Source organism: Psychrobacter sp. 72-O-c (genome assembly GCF_904846605.1).
Classification (GTDB): Bacteria; Pseudomonadota; Gammaproteobacteria; order Pseudomonadales; family Moraxellaceae; genus Psychrobacter.
The window spans coordinates 1-12,857 of sequence record NZ_CAJHBI010000009.1; the positions used below are offsets into that span (position 1 = coordinate 1).

Sequence of the window (12,857 nt, forward strand, 5' to 3'; positions counted from 1 at the left end):
TAGAAAAAACAGATCTGAGCGAGTATCTATATCCAAAGCCGCCTAATTTTACCAAGGCCGAAGTTGTTGCTCGTTATGATACTAAAGCAGGCGCACAACAGAATTTTTGGGCGATTAAACACGGCATCATGGCATCGGGAATGCCTGCATGGGGCGCAACCCATGATGATGATAGAATGTGGGCGATGGTGGCTTTTATAAGATCGTTACCTGAACTGGATGAAAGCCAATACACGATGCTGACTACTAGGTTTGATAGCGACATGATGGATATGTCTCTTGGCAGTGACGTGGACATGATGGACATGTCAGATGACGGATCTGAAATGCAGCATTAAGCTATTATAGATTTAAAGGTATAATACTGAACGGTATTTCCCTTTTAAAGGTAATGTATATCAGGTTTTTGAGCTTTCAGCGCAATGCAATATTTTTGAGATTATTCATGACAACAATAGAGGTTTAGGAGTAGTTCTATGAGACGCTATAAAGACATATTTTCTAACGGACATAACCGGTTATCTGGTCGTGTCCTTTTATTGGTGGTGACATCTTCACTGTCGTTAACACTAGCGGCTTGTAGCCAATCTAATACCAGCGCCGCTGATTCACAGTCAGTACCGGCTGAGCCGTCTGCTGCTCAAACAGTCCAGATAGCATCACAAGAAGCTGAAGTTGCACCGGTTATGATTCCCGCAACCACCCAGTCAACGTTGCTCAAAAACGTCTCCGCAACGGTCTATAAAGATGCTAACTGTGGCTGCTGTAAAGAGTGGGTGGGTCATGCAGAAGATAATGGTCTAAGCGCAACCACGCAGCATCCTGAAGACTTGTCCTTATTTAAAGATCGTTATGGCGTACCACAGCAAATGCGCTCTTGTCATACCACGGTCACGACCGATGGTTATGTTTTTGAAGGTCATGTTCCTGCAAAACACATGGCACAGTTTTTAGCAAACCCACCTGTACAAGCCATTGGGCTTGCTGTCCCTAGTATGCCTGTCGGTAGTCCAGGTATGGAGTATCAAGACAAGTTTATGCCTTATAAAGTAATGCAACTTAATAATGACGGCACTACAGAAGTGTATGCTGATATTGAGTCTCCGCAACAGCAAATGTAACTCTGTCTGTTGTCTTAGATTTGAAGTTACTTAAGAAGATTCCCAAACTGAATTCAAGTATCTATTAAATGTCGAAATTATTAGAAATATAAGCTTAAACACCATCTTGCAAATTAAATTAGGACATCATTATGAATATTGAAAACATACTGAACCGTCGACGTTTTCTGACAGGGTCATCTATGGTCCTTGGCGCCTCAATGCTACCTACCATTGCCAGTAGTGCACTAGGTAGCAGTCAGAACAATGTTGTCGTTAACAGTGATAAATCCGATCACATTGTACCTATACTGACAGGTAATGAGTTCGATCTCTATGTTAGTGAAAAGATGATAACGGTCAATGGCAAATCAAGCATGGCAACGCTAATTAATGATTCGCTACCAGGGCCTACACTCAAGATGCAAGAGGGCGATACCGTAGTTATTCGCGTCCATAACCAGCTGAACGAGTCGACTTCTATTCATTGGCATGGTCTTTTAGTGCCGTATGAAATGGATGGTGTACCGGGTATTAGTTTCGCAGGTATTCCTGCCAACAGCACTTTTACTTATAAATTTAATTTACCTCAATCAGGCACTTATTGGTATCACTCTCATACGGGTTTTCAAGAGCAGACGGGTATGCGTGGTGCCATCGTCGTCGAGCCTAAAGGTCGTGAGCGTTATCCAGTAGAGCAAGACCACGTTATATTGCTAAGTGATTGGACGCATCGTGATCCGCATAATTTACTAAAACTGTTAAAGCAGCGCTCTGATTTTGACAACTATCATTTACCAGACTTCAAAAAGCTACTGTCTGATATCGCAGCAACCGATTTAGAGGCGGCATATGACAAGCGTAAAATGTGGAATCAGATGCGCATGATGCCGACTGACTTTACTGACTTATCGGGTGAAAATACCTTTACTTATCTTATGAATGGCAAAACTACAGCAGCCAATTGGGTACAGCTCGTAAAAGCTGGACAGCCGGTTAAGCTACGTTTTATTAATGGGTCAGCACAAACTATCTTTGATGTGCGGATACCAGGTCTGAAGATGAAAGTCGTCTCAACTGATGGTAACGATGTCGCACCTGTTGACGTAGATGACTTCCGTATTGGCGTAGCTGAGACTTATGATGTCATCGTTACTCCGACTGGGGACGCTCATACTATATTTGCGCAGAACATAGATCGGTCAGGTTTTGTTGCCACTACGCTTGCTACTAAAAAAGGCGCTCGTGCTGTTATACCTGCTATGGACAAGATCGAGTGGTTAACGATGGCCGATATGATGGGTGCCATGGGTGCAAATGGCTATGATGCCAAACATGCCAAAACAGAATATGACTTTAAGACGGATATGCGTGTTGACAGTGCGCGCATAAACATTGATGACCCCGGCATCAACCTGCGTAAGATTGACAGAAAAGTACTGACTTATAGTCAATTACGCTCTGTTGATGAGCAAGTGCTAGCAGAGCAGCGCAAACCTACCAGAGAGATTGAATTACATCTAACGGGTGCTATGGAGCGCTACATTTGGGCCATGGATGGCGTTATGTTTAAGGACGCAACGCCCGTAAATATCAAGCCAGGCGAGCGCGTACGTATTACCTTGGTCAATGACACGATGATGAACCATCCTATGCATTTACATGGTATGTGGAGTGATTTGCGTGCGCCTAATGGCGACTTTCAAGTCCGCAAACATACGATTGTGGTACAACCTGCACAGAAAATCAGCTTCGACACTACAGGAGAAGCTGGTCGGTGGGCGTGGCATTGTCATCTGCTCTATCACATGGAAGCGGGTATGTTTAGAGAAGTAGCCGTCGTTTAAATAACTCCTTGATAGGTGAGAGATGAGATGAAAATACGTAAAGTAAGTTTTAATACTGCTGTGTTGCCAATGTCTATATTGTCCGTATCAATGTTGTTAGCTACGCCATTGGCGAATGCGGCGGACGGCCACACTACTGTGAACAAAATGACAATGCCAGGCATGGATCACAGCGGTATGGATATGTCAGGAATGGACATGTCGGATATGGATCACAGCGGTATGGATATGTCAGGAATGGACATGTCGGATATGGATCACAGCGGTATGGATATGTCTGGAATGGACATGTCGGATATGGATCACAGCGGTATGGATATGTCTGGTGACATGGCGGGCATGGATCATAGCAAAATGAATATGTCTGGTGGCATGGCGGGCATGGACCACAGCGGTATGGATATGGAAGGTATGGACCACAGCAGTATGGATATGGACATGTCGGGTATGCAAGGTGGCAAAGCTCCTGCTGACGCTCGAAGTTCTGACTACTCCAACGGTGTTCCTTACGGACGTTATGGTAAGCCAGTAATGATGGGTAGCATGCCACTATGGAGCGTTTCTGTAGACGATTTAGGCTATCAGTTCGACGATGATCAGATCAACTTTGAAGTTGAAGGCTGGTACGGTGATGATAGCAATCGTTTCAGATTGCGTACAGAGGGAAGTGCTCAAACCAAGGACGATAAAGAAATTGGTAGTTTGAGCTCATTGGCTTATTGGAAGCCACTCGGCATTTACTGGAATGTTGAGGCTGGTGTTGCTTATAATACTGAAAATGATAAGCCTGCGCTCATGGCAGGTATTGTCGGTACGGCTCCATACTTTATTGAAACAGATGCTAGAGCCTACGTCTATACTGATGGTCAAGTACAGCTTGATCTTGGCGCAGAATATGAGTGGCGCTTGAGTCAGCATTGGGTAGTCATACCAGAGGTAGGTTTGACTGCGTTTAGTAAAGACGATAGCGATAATCATATTGCGAAAGGTTTTAATGAGATGGAAGCCGAAGTGAGACTCACTTACGAGACTTTGAGTCGTCAACTGGCACCTTATGTCGGTATAAGCTATGAGTCTGCCCTGGGTGATGCCCGTGATTTGCGCCGTCAAGACAACGAATCAGCTGATGGTAGTAGTCTGACTGCGGGTGTCAAATTTTGGTTTTAATCGTATCAAACTTATAGAGGTCACGTTTAGATAGAGGTCACGTTATGAATGACTCCAATAAAAAACACATGAATCCTTATGTAAAATTTACCCTGATGATTTTGACGTCTACACTCGTGATGTACGTCATGATGTATTTCAATACTTATCAATGGGATCATATTTATTTTAGTGAAACCAGAGCTTATATGGCGCTTTATATGGGCGCAGGTATGGCAGTGATTATGCTGGCATTTATGAGCAATATGTATAAAAAGACTAAGATAAATCTACTGGTTTATGGTTTGAGTATGGTGATGTTTGCCATTGGTTTGTGGGGCGTTAGATCGCAAGCGACCGTCGATCAAGTCGATTGGATGCAAGCGATGATACCGCATCATTCGATTGCTATCTTGACCAGTGAGCGCGCTGATACCGAAGACCCACGTGTACAAAAGCTTGCTGATGATATTATCAAAGCACAAAGACGCGAAATTGATGAGATGAAGCAGCTGATTGATGAGCTAAAATAATGGGTTAGGTTAAGCGGTTATGTTCGGTGCTGGTGCCATAATGGCACTAGTATTGTTGCGCTGACTCAGCAAATGGCTCAAATGACAGGTTCACTCTTCTCACTGGCTTTTTTGGCCACCGTAATCGTTGTTTTTTTAGTGCTTACTCCTCAATCAAATCTCTTACCCCTATTTAACAACACTTCTGAATGCTGCTGAGGTATTCAAAAGCATACGTATGCGTATTATTAGCACCTATGCTATGACTCAAAGAAAAATACTGTGATGAGTAGTATAAGTCACGGAATAATGACGCAGAGCATAGGCCTAGGGGTGAATGAGACCTTTACAAGCTTGTATATTCTGTCAGTTGTAGTCTGCTACCTTACTAGAAAATATACTTCGGTAACGTCATGATACATCCGTGTGGTGTAACACTTTACAATTATAATATACTATAAGATAATATATTTATTGTATATATATAATGTCTGACACGCCGTCCACTGAACTATATAACCTTACATAAGGAGTTACCATGATATTTCGACAATTATACGAACCTCTCTCGAGCACTTATACTTATTTGCTAGGGGACGAGGACACAGGGCAGGCTATCCTCATTGATCCTGTCATCGCGACAATGGACCGCGACTTGGCCGAAGTGCATAAGTTAGGGTTGAATTTAGTTTATACCGTTGATACGCATATTCATGCGGATCATATTACTGCGGCGCTAGAGTTGAAGCGTGCCGTTGGCAGCAAGATCGCTGCGCCTGCCTACGACCGACTGCCATGTGCGGATGTTGGACTCGAAGAAGGCATACCTTTGAAAGTTGCTGGCATTACCTTACACCCGCTACATACGCCGGGGCATACTGCTGGGCACTTCTCTTATCTCTTCAATGAGCGCGTGTTCACTGGTGATGCTCTCCTCATTGACGGATGTGGTCGGACCGACTTCCAGAATGGTGATGCCGATACGCTGTACGAATCTGTGCGGCAGAAGCTGTTTTCTTTACCAGACGACACGCTAGTCTACCCTGCGCACGACTATCAAGGGCGCTTTGTGTCTTCGATCAATCAAGAAAAAAAGCGTAACCCACGGCTTGGCGGGGACACGACACTCGAAGAGTTCAAGGTCATCATGGACAATCTGAACCTACCGTATCCAAAGTTCATCGACTACGCCGTCCCCGGTAACCAACAATGTGGTGTTTGTCCAAATGACTTGCCAGACAACCTAGCCCATTATTGTCGCCAGATGACGCAGAGCCCGCAAGGCTGATGTGACTGGTCTTAGGGAAACTAACGCTAGCTGATCTGATAATAACATTACAAACTGTAGGGATATGCTACGATGGAAGAAGATATGTTTACAAGCACCATATGGTCAGGTTAGGACACTGGCCATGAATCTTGATGGTTTATATTTTTTTACTCGGGAGCATAACGCATGAAATACATTGCAATGCTGGATTTAACTTCTTCGGTTCACTCAGCAGCTGAGTTGGATGGCAACATGATGCATGGAACACACAATGGTATGATGAGTGGAACAATGATGCAAGGTATGGGTTGGGGTTGGATACTCCTGTGCCTACTGTTCGCGCTATTATTTTTTGTTTTGCTCGTCTGGACAGTTAGGGCACTTCTCAAATACCTACGTAAACCAGGTTAGAGCTCATATTAAATCATCGAATTTGGCAGTAGGGAAACGGTGTTCGAGTACCAGTTTTGCAGAGTCTAAATTTCTGTTTATTGCAGGAGCAGTTTTATGAAACATGATATGCATAAAGAAGGTGAGATGGACAGTAACCACGCAAGTGATAGCGGTATGGCGAATACAGATGCAAAACCCATCAAAGGCGGCAAGTACGATAAAGTGCCAGTTGGCTACAGCGGTACTGTTTACATCTGTCCAATGCATCCTGAAGTTAGGGGCGTCGAGGATAGTGGCTGTCCAATATGCAAAATGTCACTCAAACCTGAAGACACTGTTGCCGAGACGGCAGAAATGAAAGATGACCACGCAAGCTGCCATAGTCATAATAACAGCGCTTCGAATACAGATGTAAAATCTGTCAAAGGCGGCAAATATGACAAAGTACCCGCTGGCTATAGCGGCACTGTTTACATCTGTCCCATGCATCCTGAGGTTAGGGACGTGGAGAATAGTGGCTGTCCGATATGCGGAATGGCGCTTGAGCCTGAGACGGCTACTCTTGGTGAGGAGGATACTTCAGAACTCGATGACATGACGCGCCGGTTTTGGATTTGTACGGTGCTGACTATACCGCTATTTCTGTATGCAATGAGCGATATGGTAGGGATAAACCTAGATAATATTGGTCAATATAATCTCTCTGGGCAGATTGCTCAGTGGATACAGCTAGCGCTTGCAACCCCAGTTGTGCTTTGGGGTGCAGCGCCTTTCTTCGTTCGAGGATGGCAATCAATAAAAAGTCGAAACTTGAACATGTTTACTTTGATTGCGGTAGGCGTAGGTACGGCTTTTGGTTTCAGTCTGGTAGCCACCTTTGTTCCGGGTATTTTTCCAGACAGTTTCAGGGACGCCTCCGGTCGGGTCGGTGTTTACTATGAAGCAGCAGCGGTTATCACGACATTAGTACTATTGGGTCAGGTTCTGGAGCTCAAGGCCAGAAGTCAGACCTCTGGCGCGATTCGTGCCCTGCTTGAGCTGGCACCACCAACGGCAAGGCGTGTGGATGAGAACGATGTCGAGACAGAAGTGTCACTTGATGAAGTCGTAAGTGGCGATAGATTGCGGGTTAAGCCAGGAGAGAAGCTTCCCGTAGACGGCACTGTGCTCGATGGTAATAGCAACGTCGATGAGTCAATGGTAACTGGTGAACCACTACCTGTTTCAAAAAAAGCAGGAGATACGGTCACTGGCGGCACGGTGAACGGTACTGGGACACTATTGATTGAAGCGGTTGATGTCGGTGAAGATACGGTATTGTCCAAAATTGTCAAGATGGTTGCCGAAGCTCAGCGCAGTCGAGCGCCGATACAGCGACTGGCAGATAAGGTGGCAGGTTGGTTCGTTCCAATCGTTATGCTCTGTTCTGTTGTGACTTTTATTGTCTGGGCTATGCTCGGGCCTGTGCCTGCGATGGCCTATGCACTGGTCAATGCTATCGCTGTATTAATCATAGCTTGCCCGTGTGCGTTAGGATTGGCCACGCCAATGTCGATTATGGTTGGTACCGGAAAGGGTGCACAGCATGGGGTACTCATCAAGAATGCTGAAGCGTTAGAGAGCATGGAAAAAGTTGATACCATCGTTGTAGATAAGACAGGAACGCTGACAGCAGGCAAACCGGAACTCACTGCTATCGAAGCGCTTGGCAGTATAGATGAGGATGAACTCCTTGTGCTTGTCGCAGCGGTAGAGAGTGCCAGCGAGCATCCTTTGGCAGAAGCTATTGTCAAGGCTGCGAAGGAAAAATCTCTCGATATTGCTAAAGCCAGCGATTTCAGTTCAACCACTGGTGAAGGCGCTCAGGCACTGGTTAATGGCAAGCAGGTCGCCGTCGGCAACTCAAAATTCATGCAGCGACTTGACAGTTTTGATAGCTCGCTTTCAGAACGCGCCGACAAACGCAGGAAGGACGGTGAAACCGTAATGTTCGTCGCAGTAGATGGGCGAGCCGCTGGTCTAATCTCAGTTGCTGATCCAATCAAGCCGAGTACAAGTGAAGCCATATCACTACTGCACAAAGCTGGTCTGCGGGTAGTTATGCTGACAGGTGACAACGAAATAACGGCCAGAGCAGTTGCTAGTAAGCTGAATATTGACGAAGTGCATGCAGATGTCTCTCCAGAAGATAAGAACCGTATTATTAAAGAATTGCAAAGTAGCGGTCAGATCGTAGCCATGGCGGGTGACGGTATCAACGATGCGCCCGCTCTTGCACAGGCCAATGTCGGCATCGCCATGGGAACTGGCACAGATGTGGCCATGGAGAGTGCTGGCATCACGCTATTGAAGGGTGATTTGATGGGCATTGTCAGAGCACATAAACTGAGCCGTTCCACGATGCGTAACATCAAGCAGAATCTGTTTTTTGCGTTTATATATAACGCACTCGGCATACCGCTGGCTGCTGGTGTCCTGTATCCAGTTTTTGGGCTTTTACTCAGTCCAATGATAGCGGCAGCTGCGATGAGCTTTTCTTCGGTATCGGTTATTGGTAATGCGCTGAGACTACGTCGCCTAAAGCTCTGATATGCCGTGTTTGTTAAAGGGTTGCAAGTTATTCAGGCAAGTTATCTAGGGTTATCGTTAATGAACTTGACCAGAAGCTCAGCTACTTTTTCGCCTTGGTCTTCCTGAAGAAAATGCCCGCCGTTGACAATAGTTTTGTGGTCTTGGCCTTTGGTCCCGGGAATGAGTTTTTGCATTATCCGATCACCGCCAGCAGTGACCGGATCGGAATCGCTGAACAGGGTAATGAAGGGCTTTGTCCATTTGCTCAGTTCAATCCAAGCAGCACGGTTATTTTCCGAGGCAGGGTCATCTGGTGTTGTAGGTACGAGCAGCGGGAACTGTCTGGCACCTTCCTTATATGACTCATCAGGAAATGGTGCATTGTAAGCATCGATTACTGCCTGTGGCAGCTCTGTGGTGGTACCGCTCTTGATGGTGCCTCCGACATTAAATTGCGGTGTTTCCTGTGAGAATTTCTGCCACTTGCGAAAACCTTCTCCTGGGTCGTGATCACCAGTAGGGAGCATGGTATTGCCAGCGGCTACTCGAGCAAACCGATTTGGATGTGCTGCAACCAAGCGCAGGCCAATGAGGCCACCCCAGTCTTGACAAAATAGGGTGATGTTTTTCAAATCTAACTGGTCGAGTACCGATTGCATCCAGTCGACATGACGCTGGTAGGTGTAGTCAGTACGGGATGCAGGTTTGTCTGAGCGTCCAAAACCCGGCAGGTCTGGGGCAATAACGCGATGTCCTGCTGCAGTCAATACTGGGATTATTTTTCGATACAGATAACACCATGAAGGCTCACCATGCAACAGTAATATTGGATCGGCATCTTTTGGGCCTTCGTCGAGGTAATGCACTCGCAGTTCGCCTCCTTCGCTATCGTCGACCATTAGATAGTTTGGAGCAAAGTCATAATCGGGCAGGTTCGCAAAACACGAATCAGGGGTTCTAAGCGTTTTCATATGTCGTCCTTGTGTTGGGTAAATAACCGCGTACTCTTACGCAGCTGCCGAAAACTCGGCCTATTATTAAGGCCTTAAACTAAGCGGTTAGGGTTGACCAGTTCTCGCTTAGATGCATCAAATGTGACTCAAAATTAAAGTTGTGTCGTACTCGACGACAATTGTGTTTTGAGTCAGTTACCAGCTGTGTTAGCAGAGGTGCCTACCGTAACCGCAAGCTCGCTTGGCGCGTTTCCGAAAATATTCTGAATGAAGACTATACCGCATAAACCTTTGTGCCTGCAACAGAGCGATTACTGAAAAATGATGACACTAGGACAATAAGAAAGGTGGATGCTAGCCCGTTACAAGCTTGGTCGTTAGGCAATATATTCACTTTAGAATGTCAGTACTGTAAAAGTTTTTTAAAGCATTTTCTAAAGCATAGTTACAAACAATGCTCTTATCAAGATCTCAATATATAAGGATACCGTTATGGGTAGTTTTTCTATTACACATTGGCTGATTTTATTGGTCGTGGTGGTGGTCGTATTTGGCACTGCTAAGCTAAAGAATGCAGGCAAAGATTTAGGTGGTGCGGTAAAAGGTTTTAAAGAAGCGGTAAAAGATGAAGAGACCGAGCATACTCGCAAAAACCGCGCACTTAATCATGAAGGCAATCTGCCAGTACCAGATACTGATTCAAGTACACAGGCTGGCACTCAGGCTGATGATAAGCACAAGGTGTAAATAGTGCTGCGTATAGATAGCGACACTCAAGAACTTGCTAATCGATATTTTAGAAAAAGCTATCAGTTGTGCAAATGTGCAAAGTACGATACTTAATAGATAGAAAAGATACCACTCGCTACGCTTTGCATAATACTCACTGATTATAGGTGGATGAGACTAAGGCCAAGAATAGAAGGTGTCATCATTGTGTCGGTACTGTTCCGTTAGTATATATACCGAGGCAACGTTTGCTGGCGTCTCCCAACGGCAGATCAGACTGCTACCTACTGTGCGTGTTTATAGTCAGATGACTAATCTCTGTACACTAAGGGGCGAATTCGCGTCTGTGTTTTAGGTGTAATTGTAGTGGCATAATTAAATTGTATGCCTTTGCTTGTATGCTACTCTTAGCACACTTTCTAAGACACCCTCTTAAATCGGAAAAAGCGATGATTCAAACTGTTACCCATTATTTTCTACATTTTGGTATGCCGTTGATTATCGCCTACACGTTTTTTCGTAGTGACTATAAGCGAGTATATTTGATCTTACTAGCAACCATGCTAGTAGATTTAGATCATCTGCTGGCAACGCCTATTTTTTCGCCCAATCGCTGTAGTATCAACTTTCATCCGCTGCATACTTATCATGCGATGGCAGTATATGCGGGCATGTTGCTTTTACCAAAGCCCTATAAATTAATTGGTTTAGGATTGTTACTGCATATGTTGACTGATTTAAATGACTGCGTGATGACTTATCTTGATTGTCCACAGTGTTTGAGTGAGGCTGCTGCCCGAGAGTTGGTAGCGTGGTTGGGTAGCAATATTCGGAGTTAGAGATAGGTGCCGACACTAAATTTTTCGTATATGAGTGCAGCTTTGGAAAATGGGGAGTGAGGCATATTAAGCATAATTGGAGACCAGTAGCCACCGGTATAGCGTAGCAATTGCAACACTTAGGTCTGAATGACTACGTAAATATGGATTCGAGAGAGTTTATAAGAAAAAAGCGCGGACAGAGTTGGTCAGCATTTTTTTGGAACTGAACAACACATATGGCACTGTACCATCAGCTGTACGACTATTGCTCCCAACCATATACTATGGCTATAGTACGCAAATGCTCTATCACCTTTGAAGACAGATTAACAAATGGATTTCCATTAAGATTAATCCATTCTAAATTAGTGAGCTGTGTGAGACTGGCAGGTAAGTCTCTAAGCCTACAATCAGTGAGATTAATCTTAGTTAGGTTAGTGAGCTGACTAATACTCTCAGGCAAATCTCTAAGTTCACAATTAATAAGGTTAAGCTCAATAAGGTTGGTCAGTTTCCCAATACTGTCCGGTAGCTCTCTGAGGTCACAGTGGATAAGATCAAGCCTAGTAAGATTAGTAAGTTCTCCGATACTGTCAGGTAGCTCTTTAAGCTCACAATGGCTAATAAAAAGCTCAGTCAGGTTGCTGAGTTGTCCAATGCTATTCGGTAATTCTTTAAGCTCACAATGATTAATATAAAGCTTATTCAAGTTAGTAAGCTGACCAATACTAGCTGGCAAATGTTTAAATCCACAGTGAATAAGATCGAGCTGAGTAAGATTAGTAAGTTGACCTATACTATCCGGCAGATGTGTAAGCCCACAATAGCTAATAAATAGCTTATTAAGTTTGTGGAGTTGACCAATACTGTTAGGCAGCTCCCTAAGCTCACAATGCACGAGGTCAAGTATCGTAAGGTTGCTAAGTTGCCCAATATTGTGAGGCAAGCATCTAAGCTGACAGCGACTAATAAAAAGCTTATTAAGATTAGCAAGTTGACCGATACTGTCAGGCAGTTCTTTAAGTTGACTTTCATCAATAAAGAGTTCAGTAAGGTTACTGAGTTGTCCGATACTATCGGGCAAGGCTATAAGGCTAGAATGACTAATAGAAAGTTTGGTCAGATTACTGAGTTGGCCTATATTTTGCGGTAAATGACTCGAATGGATACCACTAATATTTATTTCTATGAGATTGGTGAGAAAGGTGAGTTCATCAGGTATATAGTCCATTCTATAGACATCTCTAGAGTGTTGTTCATCCAGATCAGGCTCTAAAATTTCTAGCTTGGTTATGGCTAGTAGCGCCTCTTTATTACGAGGAACTTCAGAGTCTAGTAATTCAAAATCGTCTGCCCATGCCCATATCTTCTTAATCCAACTGTCATCAGTATCTAGGGCTTTATTGGTAGCATTAGATTCAGGGGTATCTTGATAACTCTTATTATTATTTTGAGTCATAACCTTACTCCTTCCTATATTGACAGAATGTATCTAGGACTTAGTTGAGTTAAATA

The 12,857-nt window shown here is 44.5% G+C and carries 12 protein-coding genes; 10 read left to right on the forward strand and 2 right to left on the reverse strand.

Annotated features, from left to right (window positions below; translation table 11 throughout):
• The 8 genes from JMX97_RS04440 to JMX97_RS04475 form a co-directional block, all read left to right on the forward strand.
• The coding region (locus JMX97_RS04440) for a c-type cytochrome (RefSeq protein WP_201555732.1) at positions 1 to 338 on the forward strand (338 nt) is incomplete at its 5' end.
• Positions 339 to 476: 138 nt separating this feature from the next.
• Positions 477 to 1,121: a DUF411 domain-containing protein gene (locus tag JMX97_RS04445; RefSeq protein WP_201555733.1), complete on the forward strand. Its 645-nt coding sequence runs from the start codon at positions 477 to 479 to the stop codon at positions 1,119 to 1,121.
• 131 nt (positions 1,122 to 1,252) lie between these two features.
• Entirely contained in the window at positions 1,253 to 2,947 is a 1,695-nt protein-coding gene (locus JMX97_RS04450) for a copper resistance system multicopper oxidase (RefSeq protein ID WP_201555734.1), read from the forward strand.
• Positions 2,948 to 2,974: 27 nt separating this feature from the next.
• Positions 2,975 to 4,114, forward strand: a complete 1,140-nt coding sequence (locus JMX97_RS04455) for a copper resistance protein B (protein WP_201555735.1) — start codon at positions 2,975 to 2,977, stop codon at positions 4,112 to 4,114.
• A gap of 44 nt (positions 4,115 to 4,158) precedes the next feature.
• Positions 4,159 to 4,626: a DUF305 domain-containing protein gene (locus tag JMX97_RS04460; protein WP_201555736.1), complete on the forward strand. Its 468-nt coding sequence runs from the start codon at positions 4,159 to 4,161 to the stop codon at positions 4,624 to 4,626.
• 517 nt (positions 4,627 to 5,143) lie between these two features.
• A complete protein-coding gene (locus JMX97_RS04465; RefSeq protein ID WP_201555737.1) occupies positions 5,144 to 5,893 on the forward strand; it encodes an MBL fold metallo-hydrolase in 750 nt (249 codons plus the stop codon).
• A gap of 168 nt (positions 5,894 to 6,061) precedes the next feature.
• Entirely contained in the window at positions 6,062 to 6,286 is a 225-nt protein-coding gene (locus JMX97_RS04470; protein WP_201555738.1) for a hypothetical protein, read from the forward strand.
• 96 nt (positions 6,287 to 6,382) lie between these two features.
• Complete coding sequence (locus JMX97_RS04475; RefSeq protein WP_265089430.1) at positions 6,383 to 8,857, forward strand: copper-transporting P-type ATPase; 2,475 nt, start codon at positions 6,383 to 6,385, stop codon at positions 8,855 to 8,857.
• 41 nt (positions 8,858 to 8,898) lie between these two features.
• Here JMX97_RS04475 and JMX97_RS04480 read toward each other — a convergent pair whose 3' ends face one another.
• A complete protein-coding gene (locus tag JMX97_RS04480) occupies positions 8,899 to 9,810 on the reverse strand; it encodes a haloalkane dehalogenase (RefSeq protein WP_201555739.1) in 912 nt (303 codons plus the stop codon).
• 474 nt (positions 9,811 to 10,284) lie between these two features.
• Between JMX97_RS04480 and tatA the strand changes: the two genes are divergently transcribed.
• Complete coding sequence (tatA, locus tag JMX97_RS04485) at positions 10,285 to 10,539, forward strand: Sec-independent protein translocase subunit TatA (RefSeq protein ID WP_201555740.1); 255 nt, start codon at positions 10,285 to 10,287, stop codon at positions 10,537 to 10,539.
• Between the two features lie 431 nt (positions 10,540 to 10,970).
• Positions 10,971 to 11,360 (forward strand): DUF6122 family protein, encoded by a 390-nt coding sequence (locus JMX97_RS04490; protein ID WP_201555741.1) that lies wholly within the window; start codon positions 10,971 to 10,973, stop codon positions 11,358 to 11,360.
• Positions 11,361 to 11,604: 244 nt separating this feature from the next.
• Here JMX97_RS04490 and JMX97_RS04495 read toward each other — a convergent pair whose 3' ends face one another.
• Positions 11,605 to 12,801 (reverse strand): leucine-rich repeat domain-containing protein, encoded by a 1,197-nt coding sequence (locus JMX97_RS04495; RefSeq protein ID WP_201555742.1) that lies wholly within the window; start codon positions 12,799 to 12,801, stop codon positions 11,605 to 11,607.
• Between the last annotated feature and the right edge of the window lie 56 nt (positions 12,802 to 12,857).